This is a genomic window from Dysgonomonadaceae bacterium zrk40, assembly GCA_016916535.1.
Taxonomy (GTDB): Bacteria; Bacteroidota; Bacteroidia; order Bacteroidales; family Dysgonomonadaceae; genus Proteiniphilum.
Genome location: CP070276.1, coordinates 2735992 through 2760232, shown reverse-complemented (window position 1 = coordinate 2760232; position 24241 = coordinate 2735992). Strand labels below are relative to the sequence as shown.

The window sequence follows — 24241 nt, the reverse complement described above, 5'->3', positions numbered from 1 at the left end:
ATGGAAGAGAAATTAAAAATTTTTTTATGTGAAGATGACGAGAATCTGGGCATGCTGCTCAGGGAATATCTTCAGGCCAAAGGTTTTGACACCGACTTGTTCCCCGATGGAGAAGCCGGTTTCAAAGGGTTTGTAAAGACCAAGTATGATCTTTGCATCGTGGACGTGATGATGCCCAAGAAAGATGGTGTCACACTGGTAAAAGAGATCAGGACCATCAACACCGAGATACCTGTTATATTCCTAACAGCCAAGAACATGAAAGAAGATGTGCTGGAAGGTTTCAAGGCCGGTGCCGATGATTACATCACCAAGCCATTCAGTATGGAAGAGCTGGTGCTGCGCATCGAAGCAATTATTCGCCGTGTAAAGGGAAAGAAAAGCAGGGAACAGCAGGTTTACAACTTTGGCAACATGTCGTTCGACACACAAAAGCAGATCCTCACCATCGGTGAAACACAGACAAAACTGACCACCAAGGAGTCGGAATTGCTTTCATTGCTTTGTGCTCATGCCAACGATATCCTGGAACGCAACCATGCACTGAAACAGATATGGGAGGAGGACACCTATTTCAACGCCCGCAGCATGGATGTCTACATCACCAAACTGCGCAAGCTCCTTAAACCTGAACCCAACATTGAGATCATCAACATCCACGGAAAGGGCTACAAGTTGATTGTCCCCACCGAAGATGTTGAGAACAGTGAACAATAAGACCGTAATTTTTATTCTTTATATTGAGCCGTCTTCTTCGGAAGGCGGCTTTTTTTAAAATTGTTGATGAAATGAACAGCTGTGGTTTTTTTTGGAAACAAATTCGTAACATAAAAATTTAATGGCTACATTTGTAACAGGATAGAAAAATCACATAAAAGTGACGGAGATGAATACATCAAAAAAAAACATGGCGAAGTCGCTCAGACTCATTGCCACTGATCGCCAAAGGACCAATATCCTCCGTGCGTGGGAACAGAACTCCATTGCCTACCTGGTACAAAAAATTCCCTCCTGGATCTCTTCCGACGGGCTCACAGCCATCGGCTCATTCGGCAACCTGATGGTTGCTGCAAGTTTCGTGATGGGTGCCTACCTGAGCCCCTACTGGCTCCTGTTGTCTCTACTGGGTTTCTTCATCAACTGGTTTGGTGACTCCCTCGACGGGAGGCTCGCCTATTATCGTGGCACCCCCCGCAAATGGTACGGTTTCTCGCTTGATGTGACTGTCGACTGGATCGGCACCATCCTCATAGGGCTTGGGTTCAGTATTTACGCACCGGGAGCCTGGAAATATGCCGGATTCATGTTCGTCGTCCTCTACGGGTGGGAAATGATCACCGCCCAGTTGCGTTACAAGATTGGCGGACAATATTCCATCGATTCCGGCATCTTCGGCCCCACAGAGGTACGACTCTTGCTTGCTGCCTTTATTACCGTGGAGGTCTTCCTTCCCGGATCAATCCAGTACCTGGCCACTGCCGCCTGCCTCTTTATCCTGATCTCCAATTTTGCAGAGACACGGAAGCTCCTGATCCTGGCCGATGCACGCGACAGTGAAGACCGACTGGCCAAAGAGAAGGAAAAACAGACGACACACAAGGAGAATGCCTGACTACCCCGGCCACCATTTTGTCAAAAATTGCTACCTTTGCAGAATCTATTTCGTTAAGCCAATAAGCAGCGTCAAGCATGATTGCACGATGCCATGGCATGAAATAGTCTAAATTTATTGAAAAGAGGAACAATGACACACTCAATGACCGGATATGGCAAGGCCGTTGCCGAGCTGCCAAATAAAAGAGTCACAGTAGAAATAAGATCTCTCAACAGCAAGCAGTTTGATCTCTCAGCCCGCATCCCTTCCGTTTACAGGGAAAAGGAGCTAATCCTGCGCAACATGCTCTCCCGCCGCCTGGAACGAGGAAAGGTAGACCTGACGATGAATGTGGATCTGCTCAACCGGGATGTCTCATCGAAGATTGATCCCGTTGTACTGCAACAGTATCACCGTGAACTCAGCTCTCTGGCAACAGAGATGGGTGTGGCAACACCGGCCGACTGGTTACCCGTATTGCTCCGTTTACCGGATGTGATGAGGCAGGAGAACGAAACACTCAGCGAAGAGGAGTGGAACAGCATAGATGTGGCAATTAGTGAAGCGCTGAAAGAAGTAATCCGTTTCCGTCGGCAAGAAGGAGAGATGTTACAACAGGTGCTGAACGGCAACATAGAAGCGATACGCTCGTTACTGGCAGCTGTAGAGCCCTACGAAGCAGAGCGAACAGAAAAAATCAAAAGCCGGCTTTACGAATCGCTGGCCAGTCTGGAGGGAGTAGAACTGGATAAGAACCGTCTTGAGCAGGAGATGATTTATTACCTGGAAAAGCTTGATGTGACTGAAGAAAAAACACGGCTTGCCCATCACCTCGATTACTTCACGGAAACACTTCGCGAAAATAGTTCACAAGGCAAAAAGTTGGGATTCATCGCCCAGGAGATTGGTCGCGAAATCAACACCCTCGGTTCCAAATCGAACCAGTCGGGTATGCAGCGCATCGTGGTACAGATGAAAGATGAGCTGGAACAGATCAAGGAACAGATTTTGAACGTCTTGTAACTGAGTTGTCCCTCCTGACTCATTTGTCACAAAAAACATCTGCAATGGCTAAACTGATTATTTTCTCTGCACCCTCCGGAGCCGGAAAATCGACACTGGTCCGTTACCTGCTTTCACAAGGACTGAACCTCCGGTTTTCGATCTCTGCCACCAGTCGTGCACCCCGGGGAGAAGAAAAGGATGGGAAAGAGTATTACTTCCTGACTCCCGACGAATTCCGTAAGCGGATTGCACGCAACGATTTCCTCGAACACGAAGAGGTCTACACCGACAAATTCTATGGAACCCTTAAAAGTGAGGTGGACCGTATCCTGGCGGAAGGCAGCAATGTGGTCTTCGATGTTGACTGTGTAGGTGGGGTCAACATCAAGAAGATTTATGGCCAACAGGCACTGAGCATCTTCATCATGCCCCCCTCGGTAGAGGTGCTGCGTGAACGGCTTGAAAAACGAGGAACAGATTCCCCGGAAGTGATTGAAAACAGGCTGGCAAAGGCTGAATATGAGATGAGCTTCGCCCCTCAATTCGACGTGACGGTCTGTAATGACGACTACGACAGGGCCAAGACTGAAATATTGAATTTGGTTACCGATTTTATCAACCAGAAATAATGTTGCTCAAAAGAATTCTCCCGCTATTCCTCCTCCTGTTGACATCGGTGGCAATTACCGCAGCCACCGTGGAGAAGGAGACCCGCATTTTCGCCGTAACTGAAGATGTGGAACTGAAGATGGATCTATACCGCAGTGACTCCGCCTCCATTCTGCCACAGCCCTGCCTGATTTTTGTTTTCGGTGGGGGCTTCAAAGAGGGAGAACGGGATGCAGCGCTTTACCTCCCTTACTACCATTTTTTCGCAGAAAAGGGGTTCACCGTGGCCGCCATTGATTACCGCCTGGGCATGAAGGGTGAGGAAGCACCCGGCATGCTCAACTACAAGCCGCTGCTCAACGCAATCCACCTCGCGGTAGAAGATCTCTTTTCTGCTACCGGTTACCTGCTGGAACATGCTGTTGAGCTGCAAATCGACCCCTCGCTCTTCATCATCAGTGGATCGAGTGCCGGTGCCATTACGGTGCTCCAGGCTGACTACATGAAACAAAACAACCAACCCCTGGCGAAAGATTTACCGGAGTCGTTCCGCTATGCCGGCGTCATCTCCTTTGCCGGTGGAATTTTCAGCAAAGAAGGGCTGCCGACCTACAAAAAAGCACCCGCCCCCACCCTCTTTTTTCATGGGACTGCTGACAGGCTGGTGCCATACAACAAAACCGAACTGTTCCACCTGGGCATGTATGGCAGCCGGCAACTGGTGAAACGGTTCCGAAAGGATCATTATCCATTCATCTTTTACAGCATCGAAGACGTGGGACACGACGTGGCGGAGTACCCGATGCAGGAATACCTGCCAGAGATCGAAAAATTTATCAACGATCTGATACTCGACCGTAAGCAGTGGATGACCGAGATTCACCACAAAGATCTGCTGCGGCAATCAGACACTTCCTCTACCCCTGCAAACTATTACGACTGACATGCAGAAGCATCTCGAGAAATACTTGCTTCCGGTGGCCATGTTGCTGGGTATTGCCTTTCATCGTCAACTTTCCATTCTCTCTCCCATCATCCCCTGGCTGCTGGCATTGATGCTCTTCATCACCTACAGCCGCGTGAGGTGGGCAGACATCAGACTCACCCGCTTTCATTATATCCTGTTGGCCATCCAGTATGGGGGGAGCGCACTGATCTACCTCTCCCTTCGGCCTTTCAATGAAGTGCTGGCACAGGCGGCGATGATCTGCGTACTGACTGCCACAGCCACCTCGGCACCGGTTGTTGCCGGCATCCTGGGGGGAAGCATCTCGGTGACAGCTGCCTACTCCATTGTAAGCAATCTTTCGGTGGCGTTTGTAGCGCCAATCTTCCTCTCACTGGTCGGTGAAAATGGTGAGATTGTTTCTTTTGGCACCACTTTCTGGCACATCCTCTTCAGCGTGATGCCCATCCTGGTGGGACCTTTCCTTGTGGCACTCTTCATCCGCAAGGGTGTACCGGCACTTCACCGAAAGATCTATTCCGCTCAGATCCTCTCTTTTTATTTATGGGCTGCCGCCCTCACCGTGGTGATTGGCAACGTTACCCAATTCGTGAAGATGCAGGATGACGGAAACTACACCCTGGAAGCGGTCATCGCAGGTGTCTCACTGGTGATCTGCCTGGCACAGTTCTTCTTCGGCAGAAAAATCGGAAAACGCTACGGACGCACCATTGCCGGAGGTCAGAGTCTGGGGCAGAAAAATACGGTACTGGCCATCTGGCTCACGCAAACCTACCTGAATCCTCTTGCCACACTGGGGCCTGGATTATACGTGCTCTGGCAAAACCTTGTCAACTCCTGGCAGATCTGGAAAAAGAAAAAAGCGGAGGAAGTTTCCAAATAAGCAGGTCATTCCTCTCCCGCTTAAAAAAAAAAAACTTCTTTTCAATCAAATTCTTTGATCTTAGAATTCACTCCTATTCGGGAGATAACATCAATAGAAAAGAATGATTACCCGGGCATCTTACGCAAGATTATTTCCATGATCCGGTTGGTACGGGCAGCAGTGATCCCCGTACTTACCGGCAACTTCCCTTTGCCGTTGAGGTAGTTGACAATACTCTCAATCAGATGATGCTGTATGTTCTCCGGGTTCTCCTCCTCAAATTCTTCAACCCCATGGGCTGTCTCCAGACGGATGGGGGTGAACAGGAAGGTGGAACAGGTGAGTTTTCCCTTTGTACCGATAAAATGAATCTGGTCGAAACGGGTGTCGGAGGGTGCTACAAAGCTCCAGGAGCCGCTGCCAGGCAGCCCGGATGGGAACCGAAATGCAGCCGTAACACTGTCTTCAACTTCATACAATCCACCCACATTGCAAGAGAACCCCGCAGCTCCGGTGATTTCTCCCAGGAGAAAATCAAGCAGATCCAGTTGATGCGATGCCAGGTCGTAAAAATAGCCACCACCGGCAATTTCTTTTTTCACCCGCCAGGGCAGATTTGCCGGGTCATGATCACCTCTGCCAGGTGGGGTCGCAAATCGTATCTCAACGGTTGAGAGCTCGCCCAGTACTCCTGACTCAATCAATTGTTTCACCCGAAGGAAATAGGGCAGCGTACGACGGTAATAGGCCACGAAGAGGGGTACTCCTGTCTCCTCCGATACGCGATTCATCTCAAGGCATTCAGCCCAGGTGGCAGCCATCGGCTTTTCTACATATACCGGCTTACCGGCTCTCATGGCGGCAATGGCATGCTCAGCATGCGATCCCGGAGGGGTTGCCACATAGACCGCATCAACCTGCGGGTCATTGATGAGCGCCTCAGTGCTGTCGTACCATTTCCCGATGCCATGCCGCTCTGCATACTCTCTCGCCTTCTCACCATTGCGCCGCATCACTGCAACCACGTCCGATCCAGCCACCTTCCGGAATGCGGGACCACTTTTCTTTTCCGTAACATCTCCGCAACCAATAAATCCCCAGTTTACCATGTTGATATGTTTGTGAGTTTGTGATTCAATTTTCGCATCCAAAGACATAGTGAGTTCGGACATCCAAAGTTATACTTTTTCATTCATTCAGATACAGAAGTTTCCGTCTTTTACTGCTCTTGGACAATTTGAGCGTTCTATTCGTCCGGATAATTGTTGATTCTTCTCTTCCTCCTCCTGTTTTAGCTGTTTTTCATCCAAATCCGGTTCAGTGAGAGCTAACAAATCCGTATCTCGTTCTAATATGGTTCTAATATGGTTCTAATATGGCTCTAATATGGTTCTAATAACGTGAGTTCGGGATAACATATTATCCCCAAATGGTTAATTGACTTGACTTTTCCACTTCAAATTTGATTGAAGGCTTTTTGGGAAAGAAACAATATGCCACCAATGCAGCAATTATGTTCATGATGAAATTATGTGTGGAACGATGCCTTGAATGTTCTATCTGGCAGATATTCTTCAGTTCATCATTGATGGACTCAATTACAGATCTTTTGCGTAAGAGAATCTTGTCGCGGAATGACATCAGGGAATTTTTCATATTTGAGCGTATACCGGTCACTAAATGAACACCCTGGTCAAACAGCATCTCGAAGAGCTTTGTGCTGATGTAACCCTTGTCTGCATATAGTTTACCGAAAAGATCTTTGGTAAGAACATTGATTACGTCAGGGTTTCTATCGTCGACATTGCCTTTTGTGAGAGAGAAATTCAGCAATTCACCCTTTTCGTTACAGACCAGATGAAGCTTGAATCCAAAAAACCAGCCCATCGTACTTTTCCCTCTTTGTGCCAGATCCCTGAATACTTTATTCGAGTGTATACGCTTGTTATGACATACTTTAATGGGAGTGCTATCCACATATGTAATGCCTGTGCATTCACCAAATCCAAAGAGTTTGAGCAAGAGCATGAAAGGTACAATCACCCTGGGTTGCAACTCGACAAAACGGTTGTAGGAAACGGCATTTGGAAAATAGCTCTTCATGTGTTTGCAAATATAAAACAGGTAATAATTCTTGAAATTATGGAAGGTTCCGCAGTGGAAACAGACCATCACGGCAATAATCTCGCTCTGGGACATTTGCGTTTTCCTGTTTCTCCTTTTAGTTGTACCCCCGGCTTGAAGTTGATGATTCTGAATTTCATTCTCATATTCTGCACAAAAATCGTCGGCAATACAAAATATTTCAATAACTTTGTCTGTTGTGATCATAGGGCTGATGTTTGTTATTTGTTTGATTATCAGCTATAAATATACAAATAATCTCCCTATATCACAACTTTTTTTATGCTTTTCTTATCCCGAACTCACGTTAATAGATTAGAACCAGTAAAGAACCAGTAAAGAAGCAGTAAAGAATCAGATACGAGCAAAAATAGGTCTATTTCAGGTTCATCTGCAGCCCGTGATCTCTTTTCGAAATCAAAAAGAGGCAGTCTGATTCCGGCAAGTTAGTTGCATGTCTGAAACCGCCGGAACATGAAATATGCGGCGAGCAATTCAGAATAGATATTTACAACTGGTTGCTTACTGTTTTTCTGTAGGAGACAACTCCCAGAATTCCGATCACAGCAAAGGCAGCCGCAATGTAAAGAAAAATTGAAGATGTAGTATCGGTTTGACCATAGGAATGCATGCCGCTCAGGAAGTAATTCACTCCGAGGAAGGTCATCAGCACGGAGGAGAAAGCCAGCACCGAGAGAAAATTGAAGAGCCACTCGCTCTGCCACCGCTTCACCAGATGGAGGTGGGTTACGATGGAGTAGATCACCACGGTGATCAGTGCCCAGGTCTCCTTGGGATCCCAGCCCCAGTATCTCCCCCACGACTCATTGGCCCAGACCGCTCCGAGGAAGGTGCCGATGGTCATCAGTGCCAATCCTGACAGCAGGGATAGATTGTTGATGATGCTCAGTTCCCTGATGCGGAGGGACATTTGCTCCCCGGCATGCCGGAAACTCATCAGCAGCAGGTTGGTCATTCCCAGCAGAAAGCTGATGCCAAAAAAGCCGTAAGCAGCCACGATCACCGCCACATGAAACATCAGCCATGGCGATTTCAATACCGGCACCAACGTATTGATCTGTGGATCCATCCAGTTGAGGCCTGAAACGAAGAGAATCACCCCTCCGAAGAGTGTAGCCAGGGCGAGGGTGAGGCTGTTGCGGCGTCCGAAGATCAGTCCCGCCAGCAGCGTGACCCAGCCGATGTAGACCATGGTCTCATAGGAGTTGCTCCAGGGAGCATGCCCGGCGATGTACCAGCGGAGTCCCATGCCATATAGATGATAGAGAAAAACAGCGATGATGCCTATGGTCAGGAGGTTGCCGGCATGGTACAATCCTCTCTTTTCTCTCAGTAGACGCAGGAATGAAATAAGAAGCAGCAGACCCCCTAACATAAAATAGCCTACCCTGGCACGAGCGAAGATCTGCAAACGGTTGTAGCGGATCTCCGCTTCGATCTTTGCCGGCTGTATCAGCGAGGCTGTGTCATTTTCACGTTGCCATGCAGCAAGCTCACGCAGCAAGCGATCCGGTTCCTGCCAGTCATCGCTCTGCAGTGATTGCCTCACGGCAGTCAGATAACGGTTGAAAATATTCGTTACGAAGAGTGAGTCCTCACCGGTAAAAAGGGAGAGATCATCTTCCGGTGCTAACCAGGTGTGACCGGGATCACCCAACAAAGGATAGATGGACGGCATGGTTTGATGCAACAGTTGGTAAAGGATGCTCACCCTTTCATCCAGCTTTATAAGCTCTTTGTCTGCTGTAGAGCGTTCAGCCGGTGTTCGATGAAAAATCTGTTCCAGCACCGGCAACAGTCGGTAGGTCCCTTCCGTATCAAAGAAATCGGTATAGGCTCCATACCCATCCGGAAGTTGGTAGCGGCGGCTGATCTCTCTCTCCGGCAGGGCAATCAACGGCAGTTCCATCCATTGCTCCGGTTGGGAAAGCAGCCCCAGCAGGAACTGATCACTGTTGAGCCCAACGATGGAGGTCTCCTTGTGAAGCTTACGCAAGATCTCGGAGGAGAAGCTGTTCATCGGCATGATGCGACCGCGGAATTGCACAGGCAGTTCCCCGAATCGGGCAGCATGTGTGACCGGCACGCTATGCTTGAGGAGAGTCTCAGGATGTGTAACCTCCGAGGCATCCAGATCGCTTGGGGACAGCAGCAGGAGAGAGAGCAGGAGAATTGTTGCACCCCCGGACAACCGAAGCTCCCTTAAACTGCGGATCAGCTTCCGATAGCGAGAACCCGGCATCAGAAACATCATCAGAAAACCCAACAGCAACAACAGGTATCCACAATAGGTAACGGCTCGTCCTACCGGATCCCTGTTCACCGAGAGAACTGTACCCTGCTCATCCGGATCATAGGAAGCCTGAAAGAAACGATATCCCTTCAGGTCCAGCACATTGTTCATGAAGACTTCTGCCTCCCGCACCTCTCCGTCGATGTGTATCCGAAGTGAACTTTCGTAGGAGGAGGGGCTTTCAGAGCCGGGATAGCGATGCAACCGAAAGTCGGTCAGCTCCAGTTGAAAAGGAAGCTTCTCCACCCTGGTGCCGCGTGAAGTGCGGATCACCATCTCATCACTGCTCTCCCCTTCGCGGATGTGCACCTGACCTTCTCTCCCAAAGAGATGGGTGGTGAGTGCTCCTCCCAGGATGATGATGAGGGAAGCATGGATCACCATCAGGGTCCATTTTTTTTTACGGATGTAGTGGTAGCGATTCAGCAGCAGGAGGAAGTTGACCACCAGCAACAGTTGGAGAAACATAAACAGGGGTGAGTAGTAGATCAGCATTTTTGCTGCCACCGTCCCCATCATCTTTTCCACCAAGGTTGCAACAGCCATTCCTGCTGCAAAGATCAGCAGCAGGATAATGGATGTTTTATAGGATGACAACAAGCGAATCAGCTTATCCATAAAAGAGATCAAGCCTCATCCCACTGCTTGCGCAGCAGATCGAGAGCTGCAGGTACAACCACCTCACGGTCGCCCTGGCACCCGCACTCAAAGCTTACATACTTGTCGTAACCCAGCATCTTGAGGCCCCTGAAACCATCTACATAGTTGTCGGCATCCCCATCCTCACCCGGCATGCTGCGACGCTTGCGACTAGCCACATGTACATGTTGCAGGTGGTCGCCGGCCGAGAGAAAGGCAGCCATGTCGCTGTTCTCCTCCCATGTCATGTGCCAGAAATCACCCATGCACTTCACACCGGGGTTGTTGATGTCGCGGCAGATGGAGGCGGCGTCGGCCACCTGACGGAGGTAAAACGCCTCCTTGCGGTTTAGCGGTTCAAAAATCACCGTGGTTCCATGCTGTTGGGCAAGAGTACCCATCTCATCGAACTGCTCACAAAGGAAGTCGCGTGTCTCTTGCGTGTGGGGCATCACCGGTAGCTGGTTGTTAAAGGCAGGCACGATGATCACGCCGGTCGAGTTCAGTTCACCGGCAGCAGCGATCAGCTGGGCCATGGAGTCCCGGCACTGCTTGCGTATGGCCGGATCGGTGGAGAGAATAAAGCCGTCGAAGCCTGCACAGACAGCACTGACTTTGATGTTGCGCCCCCTGAGAGCATCTTTCATCTCCTGCAGCCTAGCCAGCATTGGTTTACCATGCGGTTCAAAGCCGGTCACACCGTGTGTTTCCATGAAATCGAACTTCTCGTTCAGCGTCTCACCGGGTGCCGTGCCCTCCTGAAAGGAGATGTTCAGCATCGCCTTGTTGGTTGTTGCACTCTCTTCCGTTTTGGCGGCGGCAAAAGAGCCACACCCCGCCGCGGCGAGCGCTGCCGTCCCGGCGAGGGTAGTTCTGAGAAATTTTCTTCTGTCGAATGTCATAACAGTTCCTGTTTTATTTACCACTGCCCGGTACAGGCACGTTGAATCCGGACATATCCATCTGACCAATATTCAGGTCGGCAGGTATGTAACTCAGTTGAGAAGCGGTCATTGCATCCCATGTGGTCTGCTGACCGGTGTAGGACGACTCACGTCCCATGATGGCAGCCATGTTTGAAACAGCGGTCTCAGACGCCTGCTCGATTGGTTTGCTGCTGCGGATGCAATTGATCAGGTTCACATGTTCCAGCGTGTAAGGATCGGTCTGCTTGAAATTGGTTTTCTCAGCTTCCTCATCGTACTGCCAGATCACGTTACCGTCCAGGTCTTTGATCACATGACCACCGTTGCTTGTCCAGGAACCTTTGGTGCCCTGGATGAACTCGCTGACGTTGTTGGCGCAGCCGTCAATCTGGCGACACATGCTGTGCAGGTGAATACCGTTCTCCATGGTGAAATCGATGCTGAAATTGTCGTACTGGTCGCCGGTAACCCGACGCTGGCGGGAGCCGAATCCGACTGCACTCACCGGTTTCAGGCCGGAGAACCACGTAAAGACATCGATGTTATGTACATGTTGTTCAACGATATGATCTCCCGACAACCATTTCCAATTGACCCAGTCACGCACCATAAACTCAAAATCGCTCCATCCAGGCTGACGGTCACGATACCAGAGCATGCTCTGGTTCCAATAGACCGCTCCTCCGGTGATCTCACCGATGGCACCATTCATAATCTGCTTGTAGGATTCCACATAGCTTCGTTGGTGGTGGCGCTGCGTACCGGTCACCACGCTCAGGTTCTTGGCTTGTGCCTGCTTGGCAGCCGCCACGATGGTGCGGTATCCCACAGCATCCACGCAGATCGGTTTTTCGAGGAAAGCATGTTTGTTTTTCTCAACGGCATATTTAAAGTGTTCTGCGCGGAAGAAGGGAGGTGTACAATCGATCAGGATGTCAATCTCGCTGTCGATCACCTGCTTGTAGGCATCAAGCCCCACGAATCGTTTTTCAGCCGGTATATCGATGTTTTTCTCTGTTTTCAGCTTGTCGGCCAGTGAATCGACCCTGTCCTGAAACACGTCACCCAGCGCAACAATGGTAACACCATTGGCAGCGTTGAGGAAGTTGATGGCTGCCCCTGAACCGCGACCGCCGCAGCCCACCACACCTGCTTTAAGTTCTTTGCCATCGGCAGCCAGGTCAGGCAGTTCCGGAATGTAGTAGGTTCCCGGCTCCTTCAGGGGATTGTTTCCTGATTTCTCCTTTCCGCTACAAGAGGTCAGCAGACCTGCTGAACCTGCACCAATCACACCTACGGCACCTGCTACGGCAGATGTCTTCAGAAAAGACCGTCTGGTCAGATTGTTTTCTTTTTTCATTGCTCAGATTGTTTTAGTCGATAGATTGAATATGTTTTCTTTTGTTTTCTCTAGATAAGATTTGTCTGTCACTGAGAGAGAGGGCTTATCAACCTTCTCTCAAAAGAGGGTTGAATCAGGCTCACAAACGACACGGAAGCCAATACCCTTGATATCGGAGTACCACCAGATACTCTTGGGTTGCTGCGGGTCTGTTCTGAGCCAGTCGTCGTGACGGGTATGGCTGCGCGCAGCACTGCGTACATCGGAGGCATCAGAGGAATATAGTCCTCCACGTACCACCCATTCATCCCCCTCAGTCACCAGGGGGTTGTGGGTTTCACCACTCCTGTTAGCGTAAGCCTGTGGGTCGTATTTGTCAGCACAATACTCCATCACGTTCCCCAGCATATTTTTCAAGCCAAAGGGATTGGGAAGCACCGAAGAGGGAGGCTGTGTACGACTGTGGCTGTTCTTGTTGTATATCACATATGCGCTGATGCTATCTGTTTTCGGTTTGAAGACATTACGCATGAAGCCATGGTCCGAGAAGGCCTTCGGACTGCCTGGGAAGAAATAGGCTGTTTCGGTGCCGCCACGGGCAGCATACTCCCACTCTGCCTCTGTCGGCAGGCGGTATTTCTTTCCGGTCTTTTCAGATAACCACTGGCAGAAGGTTTCCGCTGCGTAGTGAGTCATGGTGATGGCCGGTCGGTCTCCCTGCCCCCATCCCTGATCGGGATAACCAAAGGGGGAGGTGGGTCCGGAGATCGCATCCACCCCCATCGCCTGGATGTTGTTCTGATACACCACCTCGGGGGGTGTACGTCCTTCGCTCATCGTCTCTGCATAAAACGCCCAATACTGGTCCCAGGTGGTCTCCACCTCAGCCATGAAGAAGGGGTCAAGTGACACCTCATGTTGAGGAGACTCATCCTCCTTACGGAAAGGTTCTTTCTCAGGACTTCCCATCCTGAAGGTACCCCCCTCTATCGCTCTCATCTGAAAAGAGACTGCGGTACCGGGTATCTGCTCCCTGAAGTCGGCAAAAGAGTTTACCGGTGTTGGATCCTTGTAAAAGAGGCTACTGTCCACATCGTAGGATGCCGACATTCCGGGGATGCCGGTCATCTGACCATGTGCGTAGTCGGGATTGTAGTGTCCGGCATCAAGGTGGCAGCTGATGCATTGCAGGTCTAGCTTTTCAGCATTCTCCTCGTAATAGAGATGTGCAGTCACCGCATCATCCGTCACCCCTTCGGGAAAGAGATTCTGGTGGCATTTGACGCATGATTCATTGGGGATGTACTTCACAGCATGCTCCAGCTCAGACTTGCTATCCCAGTCGAAATCGGTGCTATCCTTGGTGAGGTAGCCCCACAGGTCGCGGGCACCCAGTACCACCTTGGCTGAGTAGTGTTCCCAGGTGTTGTCCTTGGGTGGCAGGTGACAATCCACACAATTGACCATCACCCCGCTTCCGTTGTTGACATGGGTCGACAAGCGCCAACTTTCCTCGGCGTGGGGATGCACATGACACATCATACATGATTCATTGGTGGAGAAATAAACTGACGTCTGATAAAGGGATGCAATAAAAAGCACCCCTATTAAAACACCCAAAAACAGGATAAAACCCTTTCTCCTGTATAATCTTTTCGCAGGTTGTTTGTTCCTTCTTGATCTTCTTGGCATTATTCTACACGATGATATTAAAGCAGCAATGACAGCTGTTATCTATCAGCTATCCCAATTAGCTCATAAAAGTACGAAAATATATGGTAATTAAAAATTGGGTAACAATTAATCACATTTGTTTTAGTAGCGCACGAGCCGTTTCAATGATGGTATCTTTCTCCTTATCCTTGTCGTTATCGAGCATTGAAACAAAGAAATCAGGTTCCACACCAAACTCGATATGCTCCTTCTCGGCATTGAACATGGGGGATGCAGAGAAGCGTACCGACCAGCCGTTGGGGAGCTCAGAAGAAAAGGGCAGACCACTACCGCCACCTGTTTTATCGCCTATCACGGTTACTAAAGGTGCAATCTTCATGATGCTTACAAACTCGTTGGTAGCGCTGTAACATCCCCTGTTGGTGAGTACCACGACCGGTTTCTGGTAACGCACCCTGTCGGAACTCTCCAGATATTTGGGATAAAGGGATGAGAAATCGTTGTGTCCGGGACCAATCTTATGAGAGATATAACCGACGTGGGTCCGTTTGTTAAAAAAACGACTGGCAAGCTTCTCCACGTTGGTGAGGTTTCCCCCACCGTTGTTGCGCACGTCAATGATGATCCCCTTACAGATAGCCATGCGGTTGAGGATTTCATCCAGGCTTCCATCACTTAGGTCGCTCGTAAAGCTGTTGTAATAGAGATAACCCACATTGTCCTCGAGGATTTTGTACCAGATACCGGATGCACGGCTGTAGTCACTCCCAAGATAATGTTTCTGTGTTGCAGGATCAAAATTGGCCGGATAATCTTCCTGCCACTTCCAGTAACGGGTTACATCGTGTGATGCTACCAGGTTGACATGCCCATCCTGCAACTCGGCCAGCATCTCCCCCATCAGCTTGAAGAGGGCATCATTCCCCATGTTGGAGGTGATGCGCCTGCTATAATCAAGATACACAGCATCCCAATCAATCTCTTTGTACTCAAAAAAACAGTAATTCCGGTCGAGGATGGTCCACAACGCATCAAAGTTTCCTTTGGGATGATTGTCAAACTGCATGGTAGGATCATCACACCCTGAAAGGATAGACAGGGTAAGAAGAAGTAGCCAGCGATGCAGTTTGACAATTTTCATGACCATTGTCAATTTCTATCCGCAGGGGATCTTGCCGATCCTTCTCTCATGACGTCCTCCTTCAAAAGGTGTATTGAGAAAAGTGACCAGAATCTCATATGCCTCCTCCTGATTCACAAACCTACCCGGTAGAGAAAGGATATTGGCATCGTTGTGCGCTCTGGCAAAAAAGGCGAGCTCCTTGCTCCAGCAGAGGGCTGCACGGATGCCCTGGTGTTTGTTGACCGTCATACTGATCCCGTTGCCAGTGGCACAGATAGTAATACCCGGATAGCACTCCCCATTTTCCACAGCCGTGGCCAGGGGATGTGCATAATCAGCATAATCACTGCTTTCCGGGGAATAGGCCCCGAAATCCTTGTAGGGGATCCCCTTTTCCTCGAGGACCCCGGTCAGGTATTGCTTCATCTCATAACCTGCATGATCAGAAGCAATACCAATCGGTTTTTCAGCATTTGTGAACAATGACATGATAATTCCTTTATATCGTTACAACAGTTTCTTTACTTGCTCATACACGTTCTCTCCGGTGTATCCAAGTTTCTCATCCAATACCGTATAGGGTGCAGAATACCCGAATGAGTTCATTCCCCATACAGCACCGTCAGCACCTACAAGTCCTTCAAGGGTAACCGGTAATCCGGCAGTAAGGCCAAACTTTTTAGAACCTCTTGGCAATACAGACTCCTGATATTCTTTTGATTGTGAACGGAAAAGACCCTCAGAAGGTACCGATACGATACGCACTTTAACCCCATCGGCCCGAAGCAGAGAAGCTCCCTCCACCAGTGTAGAGACTTCTGATCCGGAGGCGAGCAGGATCACATCAAAGTTCTCCTCATCCTGAACCACATAAGCACCCTTGTCAGCATGCAATGCAGCCTCGTAACGCGATCCCTCAGCCGGCAGATCCTTGATGTTCTGACGTGAAAGTATCAAACCGGTAGGTGTTTCACTGTTCTCCATTGCCATCTTCCAGGCTACGGTGGTCTCATTGCCGTCAGCAGGGCGAAGTACCAGTACGGAATTTTTTCCATGATGGTTCTGTAGTTTCTCCAACAGCCTGATCTGGGCCTCCTGTTCTACCGGCTGATGAGTGGGACCATCCTCTCCCACACGGAAGGCATCATGTGTCCAGATAAAGATCACCGGTGTCTGCATCAGGGCAGCCACACGTATTGAAGGTTTCATATAATCGGAGAAGACAAAGAAGGTGCCACAAGCTGGGATGACACCGCCATGGAGACTCATCCCGATGCAGAGGCAGGACATGGTGAATTCAGATACACCGGCTTGCAGGAAAGCACCGGAGAAATCATTGCTGGTCAGTGCTTTTGTATGTTTCAGAAAACCATCGGTCTTGTCAGAATTGGAGAGGTCGGCAGATGCCACAACCATATTTTCAACCTGTTTGGCCAGCTCTGAGAGTACTGCGGCAGAGGCAGCACGCGTGGCACTGTTGGCCTTCTGAGTGATGGCACTCCAGTCAATTGCAGGCAATTCACGGGAAAACCATTTGCGTTTCTTTTCAGCCATTTCAGGATTGGCAGCTGTCCACTGTTGCAACTTGGCATTCCTGTCTGCAACAATCACTTTCAACGCTTCCTTTCTTTTCTGATAGAGTTCAGCGACCTCAGGGAAGATGGAGAAGGGATTTTCCGGATTACCACCCAGATTATTGATTGTCTGTCCGAAATCGGCACCGGCAGCACTAAGGGGTTGACCATGTGTGGAGACCTGACACTCGTAAGAAGTACAATCAGCAGCAAGCGCCCCTTTACCCATCACTGTATTACCAATGATCAGCGTCGGTTTCTCTTTTTCTGCTTTTGCTTCAGTGAGAGCCTTGCGGATCTCATCCACATTGTTGCCATCGATGGAGATCACCCGCCAGTTCCAGGCTCTGTACTTGGCGGCAACATCCTCGCTGGTCACGGCATCTGTAGTGGTGGAAAGCTGAATATTGTTGGAATCATAAAACATGATGAGGTTGCTAAGTCCCAGGTGACCGGCAATCCTGCCAACTCCTTGAGAGATCTCCTCCTGCACACCTCCGTCGGAGATGAAGCTGTAAACGGTATGATCCATCCCTTCGCCCAGACGAGCCTGAAGAAAACGCGCGGCGATGGCTGCACCGGCTGCATAGGCATGACCCTGTCCCAACGGACCTGAGGTATTTTCAATGCCCCTGTTGATGTCAATCTCGGGATGTCCGGGTGTAGGACTGCCCCACTGACGAAACTCTTTCAGTTCATCCAACGAAAACTTACCACTTAAACAGAGTACCGAATACAACATGGGTGACATATGTCCTGGGTCAAGGAAGAAACGGTCTCTCATCTCCCATCCCGGATTTTCAGGATCATATTCCAGAAATTCAGAAAAAAGGACATTGATATAATCTGCCCCACCCATGGCACCACCCGGATGTCCGGATTTAGCCTGTTCTACCATAGATGCCGACAGGATACGGATGTTGTCGGCTGCTTTGTTCATGATTGCATTTTCGTTCATAAAAATATCGGTAATATTATAGTTATTTAATTCGTTAGCATAAAATGAGTCAGCATAGAGATGCCAGGTGTATGGAATGCAAAGATAATGTTTTTTTGAAATCCTCACCCTTAATGAATGATATGTTTACGGTAATTGATGAGACACTTATCCAGATTTTAAGATTATCATTTTGCCAATAGGAAGATTGCGCGATTAAATTGCTATTTTTACGGTTTGTAAACAATAGGCTGATTCAATCGAAATGTCGATCCGGTTGAACGGGATTGCCGAAAACCAAACCTATATGAGTCTGAGCAAAAACAAGATTAAATACATCCGATCACTGAAAGAGAAAAAATTCCGCAGCCTGCACAACGCATTTGTTGCGGAGGGCATCAAATTGGTCACAGATTTGATGTCAACCTGTCACTGTCAGTTTTTGGCAGCACTGCCTGAAGTCCTGCATGCGTATCCGGAAATGAAAGCAGATGAAATAGTTGATGCAACTGAAATCGAACTGAGCAAGGCAACCTTTTTGCAAACTGCCCCCCAGGTCATCGCAGTATTTTATCAGCCTGAACAGCATTCCGAGCAGTTGCAATTGCGTGGCAAACTGAGTCTGGCACTCGACGGTGTGCAGGATCCCGGCAATGTGGGCACCATTCTCCGCATTGCCGATTGGTTCGGCATTGATCAAATCCTCTGTTCTCCCGACACAGCCGATCTATACAATCCCAAGACCGTGCAGGCTACCATGGGGGCCATTGCACGCGTGAGAGGATTCCAAGGGGAACTCACTTCCCTGCTCTCCAGGCAAAGCGACTTACCTGTATACGGCACCTTTCTGGATGGCGCCAACATCTATGGTGAACCACTCTCCACCGAGGGAGTAATCGTTTTGGGCAGTGAAGGGAAAGGCATCAGCAGGGAAACGGAAAAATTGATTAACAGGAGATTGTTGATTCCCAGTTACCCGTTCGGCAGAATCACCTCTGAATCATTGAACGTAGCTGCCGCAGCAGCAGTAGTATGCGCAGAGTTTCGTCGAAGACGGGGATAAAAAAAATCACGTATGAGAATACGTGATTACCTAAAACAAATCTGAAGAGAATAAAAATCTCAAAATGAATGAGACTGGGGTGGAAAACGGGGCTCGAACCCGCGACCTTCGGAACCACAATCCGACGCTCTAACCAACTGAGCTACAACCACCATATTGAATTTCCGGATGCAAAGATACAATATTTTTCGCACATTCAATCAAAATTGGAGAAAAAATCAAAAAAAATGAGACTGACAACCATCTCTCACGATTAATTCGTATATTTGAGGTTGATTCGGATAATTGCAAACTGTCGTGTCACAAAAAATTAAACTTTCCATACTGGGGATATCTTTCAGTCAGGTTCAAGCTGGCGCCTACGCACTCGTTTTTTCTGAGGAGGAGGGAATCAGACGGCTTCCCATTGTCATCGGTACGCCCGAAGCACAATCGATTGCCATCGTGATGGAAGGAATCACTCCTCCCAGACCCCTCACACATGATTTGATCTGTTCCATCTGGAAGGAGTTGGGCATTCTGCTTAAAGAGGTGGTAATATACAAGTTCGAAGAGGGTGCCTTTTTCTCGGAGCTGCTAATCGAGCAGAACGGAACTGAATATCGCATCGACTCTCGCACATCGGATGCTGTTGCCCTTGCCATCCGCACCAATTCTCCCATCTTCACCACAGAGGAGATCATGCGTAACATGGCTGTTGTCTTTGATGAGCATAACGAACAAAGTGCAGCAGATCCATTACAGGAGCCCACTAAGAAGAGAGAGGAGGAGTTGACCGATTTGCGGCTGGATGCCCTTAAAGAGAGGCTCAGGGAGGCAGTGAATGAGGAAAATTATGAACTTGCAACCAGTCTGCGTGATGAGATAAACCGCAGGGAGAATAAATCCTGAAAATAATGGCCGAAAATCTCTTTTTCTGTCCCGAGATCCTGGAAAACCCTATTCTCCCGGAACAGGAATCGCAGCACTGTGCGAAAGTGTTGCGCATGCAAGAAGGTGACCTGCTGACCGTCACGGACGGTGAGGGTTCTTTTTACGAATGCAGGTTGCTACTTTCCCATCCGAAAAAAAGCGTGGTGACCATCCTGCGTAAATGGGAAGAACCCCGAAAGAGATCATTTATGATTCAGCTCGCTTTCGGACCGACCAAGCAGATGGACCGCAACGAGTGGTTCGTGGAGAAGGCAACCGAGATAGGGGTTGATCGGTTTACGCCAGTCCTTGGCAATTTCTCCGAGCGGAAGGAGATCAAAAGAGAACGATTGACCAAAATTGCGATTTCGGCAATGAAACAGTCACAACAGGCCCGGCTGCCCCTCATCGACGAGATGCGTTCCTTTAGTGAGTTTGTTGCACAACCTTTTAACGGTAGAAAGTTCATTGCCCACTGTTATGATCTGCCCAAAACTGCATTGGCACAATCTTACAGGAAAGGTGAAGATGTACTGATATTGATTGGCCCTGAAGGCGACTTCAGTGAGCAGGAAGTGGCAGAAGCCATCAACAACGGATTTGAGCCTGTGAGCCTTGGAGAGACCCGCCTTCGCACGGAGACAGCCTGTTTGGTTGCCACACATACCATCCATGTATTGAACCAAATTACATCAACATAGATTCAAATGAAAAAAATAGTATTAGTCCTCCCACTGTTTCTGATGATCATTGCCCTATCGTGCAGCAACAGCAACAAAAGTGAAAAACCCAGAGTTGCCATCGCTGGTATCGCCATCGAGTCGAGCACCTTCTCACCCGCAGTTTCCCACGAGGATGCCTTCAGGGCAAGAGTGGGTGATGAGGTTTTCAGCTATTACCCCTTCATGGCACCCGACTCAGGGATCATCGATCGGGCAGTATGGCTCCCCACCCTGCGCGGTCATGCCATGCCGGGGGGTATCGTGACCCGCGAGGCGTATGAGTCACTGGTGACTCAAACATTGGAGATGCTGAGTGAAACACTACCCCTGGACGGGCTTTTCTTTGATATCCATGGTGCGATGAGCGTTCAGGGACTGGACGACCCTGAAGGTGATTTCATCGTGCGCATCCGTGAGCTGGTGGGCACAGAGGTGCTGATCTCCACCTCGATGGACCTGCACGGCAGTGTATCTCCGCGACTGGCACAGCACACCGACCTGATTACATGCTACCGTCTGGCTCCGCACGAGGATGCCATTGAATCGAAGAAAAGGGCTGTGACCAACCTGCTCGACAGGTTGGAAAGCGGGAAAGGAAAGCCGGCTTATAAAGCCTGGATCCCGGTTCCCATCCTCCTGCCGGGAGAGAAAACGAGCACACGCATCGAGCCGGGCAAGAGCCTCTATGCTGAAATACCGGGCCTACTGGATGGAGACAGGGTGATCGATGCCGCCATCTGGATGTCTTATCCCTGGGCCGATGAACCACGCAACCACGGGGTGGTGATGGCTTACGGTGACGACAAGGAGGCTGTAGGTAAAGCAGCAGAGAAACTGGCTCATCGTTTCTGGGATGTGAGAAGAGAATTCGAATTCGTGGCACCCACCACCTACCTGGAGGAAGCACTGGAAAAAGCGCTGGCCAGCGACAAGCAGCCGTTTATCATCAGTGACATGGGCGACAATCCCACTGCCGGTGGCGCAGGCGATGTGACCTGGACACTGCATGAGCTTTTCAAACACTCTGCCTTGCAGAAGAGCGGCAAGACGCTGATTTATGCCTCCATACCCGATCCGGAACTGGTGAAGAAAGCTATCGAAGCGGGTGTGGGCGGCACTGTCGACGCCACCGCTGGTGCGGAGGTGGACGACCGGTTTGCCCCACCCCTCCGCTTGAGGGGAGTCGTTACGCACATCAAAGAAGATGAGCACAACAGCGAGGTTGTGGTGAAGAGCGGTAACATCTATACCATCGTCACCGAAAAACGAAATGCCTATCACTACGAGAAGCAGTTCGCCGATCTGGGCCTCATCCCCCGGGAGACCGATATCCTGGTGGTGAAAATCGGATATCTGGTGCCCGAACTATACGATATGCGTGGCGACTGGATCATGGCGCTCACACCGGGAGGTGTGGATCAGGATCTGCTTCGATTGCCCTATCAGCGAGTACCACGTCCCATCTATCCTCTCGATCCGGACATGGAGGACCCCGACCTGAGTGCACGTTTTATCCCACTGGCGGATAAATAATGCTGATGTAAGAAAGTGAGGATGGTTAAATAGGGAAATTCAATAATTTGGCCAAAAAGTGGAATATGACCAAAAAGGAACGATATAAAAATGTGATCGGTTGGTTTGAAGCCAACGCCGAGTCGGCAGAGACAGAGCTACACTATCAGACTCCCTATCAGTTGCTGGTGGCAGTGATTCTGTCGGCACAGTGTACCGACAAACGGGTGAACCAGATCACCCCTCCCCTTTTCGAGGCGTTTCCCACACCGGAGGTGATGGCCGCCTCCTCTTCCGATGAAATATTCACCCATATCCGCTCCTGCTCCTATCCCAACAACAAGGCGAAAAGCCTGGTGGGAATGGCCAAAAAGCTGGTAGCCGACTTCGGCGGGGAGGTGCCTGCCGATATCGATCTGTTGCTCACCATTCCCGGAGTGGGACGCAAGACAGCCAACGTGATACTGGCCGTGGCATTCGATAAGCCGGCCATGCCGGTGGACACCCATGTGTTCCGCGTGGCCAACCGTATAGGTCTCACCCGCAATTCAAAAACACCGCTGGAGACGGAGCGGGAGTTGGTAAAACATATCCCTGCCCCACTCCTCTCAAAAGCGCATCACTGGCTGATCCTGCATGGCCGGTATGTCTGTGTGGCACGGAAGCCCAAATGCGAGAGCTGTGGAATAAGGGAGTGGTGCAGCTATTATGCAAAGCATCAGATCACAGGAATCTGAATTATCGTAACGCATGCAAAATGAAAAGAGGGTGGACCGTTGCCGGCTCCACCCTCACTCTTTGTTCACGAAAAATCTATTCGGCTTTGGGAATCGCTTTGTTCTTATTCAATACCAGGTACACAATGGGTAGAATACCCACTGTATTGAAAATAGCCAGGCAAATGAACCAGACCAGATGATTGTTACGGGCTGCTCTCCAGAGTGCGATCAGTTTCAACACTGAGTCGAACAGGGACAGTATGACGATCAGGATGATCAGCCATTCGGGCAGATTGGATAAGCTTTCCATATGCTTGATCTGTTAAGAATCGATTAGTCTATTACCGAAAATTGATAAATACAACGGCTGCTGTATTTTTCACCCGGTTTCAGATAGGGAGAGGGCCAATCCGGCTTGTTGGGCGAATCGGGAAATTTCTGCGTCTCCAGACAGACAGCAGCACGTTTCTGATAGGTGATCTCCTTTTTCCCCGTTACAGTGCCATCAAGGAAATTGCCTGAATAGATCTGAATGCCCGGCTCGTTGGTATAAACATCGAGCTTGATACCAGTCACGGGAGACCATACAGAAGCTGCCACCATCGACACGTCACCATTGGTGTTCAACACCCAGTTGTGGTCGTAACCGTCACCATTCTTCAACTGTTCAAAATCATATTGATCAACCTTCTCTCCAATGGCAACCGCTGTTCTGAAATCCATGGGTGTGCCTTCTACTTTCTCGATGGCGCCAGTTGTCATAAATGTCTCGTCTACAGGAGTGTACTCATCCGCATAAACCATCAACATATGATCGAGGATGGTCTGACTGGGATCACCACTTAGATTAAAATAGGAGTGGTTGGTAAGGTTCACTACGGTCTCCTTGTCGGTTTCAGCCTCATATACGATATCGATGGCGTTGTTGTCGGTAAGCGTCATGGTCACCTTTACATTCAGGTTGCCAGGGAAGTTTTCCTCACCATCTACAGACAGATAAGTAAGCACCACACTTTGACTGTCAGGTTGCAACGCTTTGAAAATCTGCTTCTGGAAACCGTTCGGACCACCATGGAGGGTATGTCCGAAATTATTCTTAGGCAAATCATATTCGACACCATCAATCGTCACTTTCCCATTTGCAATACGGTTTGCGTAGCGTCCGATCGTGGCACCGAAATCATTGTTGACAGCCATGTAATCCTCAATGTTATCGAACCCCAGCACGACATCCTTCATATTGCCCTCTTTATCGGGCGCCATCACTGAGACAATGCGTCCACCGTAATTGGTGATTGCAACTTCCATCCCATTAGCGTTTATCAGCAGATACAGGTCTGTTGAATCGCCGTTCACTTCCGACTGAAAATCGGTTTTCTTCAATCCCGATAACGTTGTTTGCTCAGCGGGAGCCTCTTTCTGTTTGTTTGTACATCCAACCACGGCAATCAGCGCCATAAGCCAGATCATTCGATTAAGTTTCATCTGTTTTTCATTAAAATTAGTGTTCAAAATAAGCATCTCAAATAGACTTTATTGTCGCAATCTACCTCAACATAATATCATTTGGAAAGGTAAAATTACGATTTAAATCAATTCACTCCAAATCTCATCATTTTA

At 49.4% G+C, this 24241-nt stretch carries 22 protein-coding genes and 1 tRNA gene; 11 read left to right on the top strand and 12 right to left on the bottom strand.

The annotated features are described in order from the left end of the window. The 6 genes from JS578_11395 to JS578_11370 all read left to right on the top strand — a co-directional run bounded on the left by JS578_11395 (nt 1) and on the right by JS578_11370 (nt 5058). A complete protein-coding gene (locus JS578_11395) occupies nt 1–717 on the top strand; it encodes a response regulator transcription factor (protein QRX63451.1) in 717 nt (238 codons plus the stop codon). Nucleotides 718–907: 190 nt separating this feature from the next. Further along, nucleotides 908–1612, top strand: a complete 705-nt coding sequence (locus JS578_11390) for a CDP-alcohol phosphatidyltransferase (GenBank protein QRX65005.1) — start codon at nt 908–910, stop codon at nt 1610–1612. A 144-nt stretch (nt 1613–1756) separates the two neighbouring features. Next, on the top strand, nt 1757–2617 hold the full coding sequence (locus JS578_11385; protein QRX65004.1) for a YicC family protein: 861 nt from the start codon (nt 1757–1759) through the stop codon (nt 2615–2617). 44 nt (nt 2618–2661) lie between these two features. Then, nucleotides 2662–3228: a guanylate kinase gene (gene gmk, locus JS578_11380; protein QRX63450.1), complete on the top strand. Its 567-nt coding sequence runs from the start codon at nt 2662–2664 to the stop codon at nt 3226–3228. Further along, nucleotides 3228–4151: an alpha/beta hydrolase gene (locus JS578_11375; protein QRX63449.1), complete on the top strand. Its 924-nt coding sequence runs from the start codon at nt 3228–3230 to the stop codon at nt 4149–4151. Before gmk ends, JS578_11375 begins: the two co-directional genes overlap by 1 nt. 1 nt (nt 4152) lies before the next feature. Continuing rightward, nucleotides 4153–5058 (top strand): transporter, encoded by a 906-nt coding sequence (locus tag JS578_11370; GenBank protein QRX63448.1) that lies wholly within the window; start codon nt 4153–4155, stop codon nt 5056–5058. Nucleotides 5059–5165: 107 nt separating this feature from the next. Here JS578_11370 and JS578_11365 read toward each other — a convergent pair whose 3' ends face one another. The 9 genes from JS578_11365 to JS578_11325 all read right to left on the bottom strand — a co-directional run bounded on the left by JS578_11365 (nt 5166) and on the right by JS578_11325 (nt 17714). Further along, nucleotides 5166–6149, bottom strand: a complete 984-nt coding sequence (locus JS578_11365) for a Gfo/Idh/MocA family oxidoreductase (protein ID QRX65003.1) — start codon at nt 6147–6149, stop codon at nt 5166–5168. 310 nt (nt 6150–6459) lie between these two features. Next, nucleotides 6460–7371, bottom strand: coding sequence for an IS982 family transposase (locus tag JS578_11360; protein ID QRX63447.1), 912 nt, complete (start codon nt 7369–7371; stop codon nt 6460–6462). A 301-nt stretch (nt 7372–7672) separates the two neighbouring features. After that, nucleotides 7673–10096: a cytochrome c biogenesis protein CcsA gene (gene ccsA / locus JS578_11355; protein QRX63446.1), complete on the bottom strand. Its 2424-nt coding sequence runs from the start codon at nt 10094–10096 to the stop codon at nt 7673–7675. Between the two features lie 8 nt (nt 10097–10104). Further along, the gene (locus JS578_11350; protein QRX63445.1) at nt 10105–11019 is read right to left on the bottom strand and encodes a sugar phosphate isomerase/epimerase; all 915 of its coding nucleotides are present in this window, start codon (nt 11017–11019) and stop codon (nt 10105–10107) included. A gap of 13 nt (nt 11020–11032) precedes the next feature. Further along, nucleotides 11033–12403 carry a Gfo/Idh/MocA family oxidoreductase gene (locus JS578_11345; GenBank protein ID QRX63444.1) on the bottom strand — a complete coding sequence of 457 codons (1371 nt, stop codon included), beginning with the start codon at nt 12401–12403 and terminating at the stop codon, nt 11033–11035. A 99-nt stretch (nt 12404–12502) separates the two neighbouring features. Further along, nucleotides 12503–14077 (bottom strand): SUMF1/EgtB/PvdO family nonheme iron enzyme, encoded by a 1575-nt coding sequence (locus JS578_11340; GenBank protein QRX63443.1) that lies wholly within the window; start codon nt 14075–14077, stop codon nt 12503–12505. 112 nt (nt 14078–14189) lie between these two features. Continuing rightward, nucleotides 14190–15200, bottom strand: coding sequence for a S41 family peptidase (locus tag JS578_11335; protein QRX63442.1), 1011 nt, complete (start codon nt 15198–15200; stop codon nt 14190–14192). Between the two features lie 15 nt (nt 15201–15215). Continuing rightward, the gene (locus JS578_11330) at nt 15216–15671 is read right to left on the bottom strand and encodes an RpiB/LacA/LacB family sugar-phosphate isomerase (GenBank protein ID QRX63441.1); all 456 of its coding nucleotides are present in this window, start codon (nt 15669–15671) and stop codon (nt 15216–15218) included. An 18-nt stretch (nt 15672–15689) separates the two neighbouring features. Continuing rightward, the gene (locus JS578_11325) at nt 15690–17714 is read right to left on the bottom strand and encodes a transketolase (protein QRX63440.1); all 2025 of its coding nucleotides are present in this window, start codon (nt 17712–17714) and stop codon (nt 15690–15692) included. A gap of 286 nt (nt 17715–18000) precedes the next feature. Here JS578_11325 and JS578_11320 point away from each other — a divergent pair, with 286 nt between their 5' ends. Next, nucleotides 18001–18756, top strand: coding sequence for an RNA methyltransferase (locus JS578_11320; GenBank protein QRX63439.1), 756 nt, complete (start codon nt 18001–18003; stop codon nt 18754–18756). Between the two features lie 75 nt (nt 18757–18831). Here the strand turns inward: JS578_11320 and JS578_11315 are convergent. After that, nucleotides 18832–18908: transfer RNA gene (locus JS578_11315), tRNA-His, on the bottom strand. Between the two features lie 145 nt (nt 18909–19053). Between JS578_11315 and JS578_11310 the strand changes: the two genes are divergently transcribed. The 4 genes from JS578_11310 to nth all read left to right on the top strand — a co-directional run bounded on the left by JS578_11310 (nt 19054) and on the right by nth (nt 22639). After that, nucleotides 19054–19647: a bifunctional nuclease family protein gene (locus JS578_11310; protein QRX63438.1), complete on the top strand. Its 594-nt coding sequence runs from the start codon at nt 19054–19056 to the stop codon at nt 19645–19647. A gap of 5 nt (nt 19648–19652) precedes the next feature. Then, complete coding sequence (locus tag JS578_11305) at nt 19653–20369, top strand: 16S rRNA (uracil(1498)-N(3))-methyltransferase (protein ID QRX63437.1); 717 nt, start codon at nt 19653–19655, stop codon at nt 20367–20369. A 6-nt stretch (nt 20370–20375) separates the two neighbouring features. Then, nucleotides 20376–21923 carry a M81 family metallopeptidase gene (locus JS578_11300; GenBank protein QRX63436.1) on the top strand — a complete coding sequence of 516 codons (1548 nt, stop codon included), beginning with the start codon at nt 20376–20378 and terminating at the stop codon, nt 21921–21923. Nucleotides 21924–21988: 65 nt separating this feature from the next. Continuing rightward, nucleotides 21989–22639, top strand: coding sequence for an endonuclease III (gene nth / locus JS578_11295; protein ID QRX63435.1), 651 nt, complete (start codon nt 21989–21991; stop codon nt 22637–22639). A 76-nt stretch (nt 22640–22715) separates the two neighbouring features. Here the strand turns inward: nth and JS578_11290 are convergent, their stop codons facing one another. Both JS578_11290 and JS578_11285 read right to left on the bottom strand, forming a co-directional pair. Beyond that, nucleotides 22716–22931, bottom strand: a complete 216-nt coding sequence (locus JS578_11290; GenBank protein ID QRX63434.1) for a hypothetical protein — start codon at nt 22929–22931, stop codon at nt 22716–22718. A gap of 23 nt (nt 22932–22954) precedes the next feature. Further along, a complete protein-coding gene (locus JS578_11285) occupies nt 22955–24106 on the bottom strand; it encodes a galactose mutarotase (GenBank protein QRX63433.1) in 1152 nt (383 codons plus the stop codon). Between the last annotated feature and the right edge of the window lie 135 nt (nt 24107–24241).

Excerpts from the sequence above, each read along its gene's own strand:
- JS578_11395 (QRX63451.1), top strand. The coding sequence starts at position 1 with ATGGAAGAGAAATTAAAAATTTTTTTATGTGAAGATGACGAGAATCTG.
- JS578_11390 (QRX65005.1), top strand. The coding sequence starts at position 908 with ATGGCGAAGTCGCTCAGACTCATTGCCACTGATCGCCAAAGGACCAAT.
- JS578_11385 (QRX65004.1), top strand. The coding sequence starts at position 1,757 with ATGACCGGATATGGCAAGGCCGTTGCCGAGCTGCCAAATAAAAGAGTC.
- gmk (QRX63450.1), top strand. The coding sequence starts at position 2,662 with ATGGCTAAACTGATTATTTTCTCTGCACCCTCCGGAGCCGGAAAATCG.
- JS578_11375 (QRX63449.1), top strand. The coding sequence starts at position 3,228 with ATGTTGCTCAAAAGAATTCTCCCGCTATTCCTCCTCCTGTTGACATCG.
- JS578_11370 (QRX63448.1), top strand. The coding sequence starts at position 4,153 with ATGCAGAAGCATCTCGAGAAATACTTGCTTCCGGTGGCCATGTTGCTG.
- JS578_11365 (QRX65003.1), bottom strand. The coding sequence starts at position 6,149 with ATGGTAAACTGGGGATTTATTGGTTGCGGAGATGTTACGGAAAAGAAA.
- JS578_11360 (QRX63447.1), bottom strand. The coding sequence starts at position 7,371 with ATGATCACAACAGACAAAGTTATTGAAATATTTTGTATTGCCGACGAT.
- ccsA (QRX63446.1), bottom strand. The coding sequence starts at position 10,096 with ATGGATAAGCTGATTCGCTTGTTGTCATCCTATAAAACATCCATTATC.
- JS578_11350 (QRX63445.1), bottom strand. The coding sequence starts at position 11,019 with ATGACATTCGACAGAAGAAAATTTCTCAGAACTACCCTCGCCGGGACG.
- JS578_11345 (QRX63444.1), bottom strand. The coding sequence starts at position 12,403 with ATGAAAAAAGAAAACAATCTGACCAGACGGTCTTTTCTGAAGACATCT.
- JS578_11340 (QRX63443.1), bottom strand. The coding sequence starts at position 14,077 with ATGCCAAGAAGATCAAGAAGGAACAAACAACCTGCGAAAAGATTATAC.
- JS578_11335 (QRX63442.1), bottom strand. The coding sequence starts at position 15,200 with ATGAAAATTGTCAAACTGCATCGCTGGCTACTTCTTCTTACCCTGTCT.
- JS578_11330 (QRX63441.1), bottom strand. The coding sequence starts at position 15,671 with ATGTCATTGTTCACAAATGCTGAAAAACCGATTGGTATTGCTTCTGAT.
- JS578_11325 (QRX63440.1), bottom strand. The coding sequence starts at position 17,714 with ATGAACGAAAATGCAATCATGAACAAAGCAGCCGACAACATCCGTATC.
- JS578_11320 (QRX63439.1), top strand. The coding sequence starts at position 18,001 with ATGAGTCTGAGCAAAAACAAGATTAAATACATCCGATCACTGAAAGAG.
- JS578_11305 (QRX63437.1), top strand. The coding sequence starts at position 19,653 with ATGGCCGAAAATCTCTTTTTCTGTCCCGAGATCCTGGAAAACCCTATT.
- JS578_11300 (QRX63436.1), top strand. The coding sequence starts at position 20,376 with ATGAAAAAAATAGTATTAGTCCTCCCACTGTTTCTGATGATCATTGCC.
- nth (QRX63435.1), top strand. The coding sequence starts at position 21,989 with ATGACCAAAAAGGAACGATATAAAAATGTGATCGGTTGGTTTGAAGCC.
- JS578_11290 (QRX63434.1), bottom strand. The coding sequence starts at position 22,931 with ATGGAAAGCTTATCCAATCTGCCCGAATGGCTGATCATCCTGATCGTC.
- JS578_11285 (QRX63433.1), bottom strand. The coding sequence starts at position 24,106 with ATGAAACTTAATCGAATGATCTGGCTTATGGCGCTGATTGCCGTGGTT.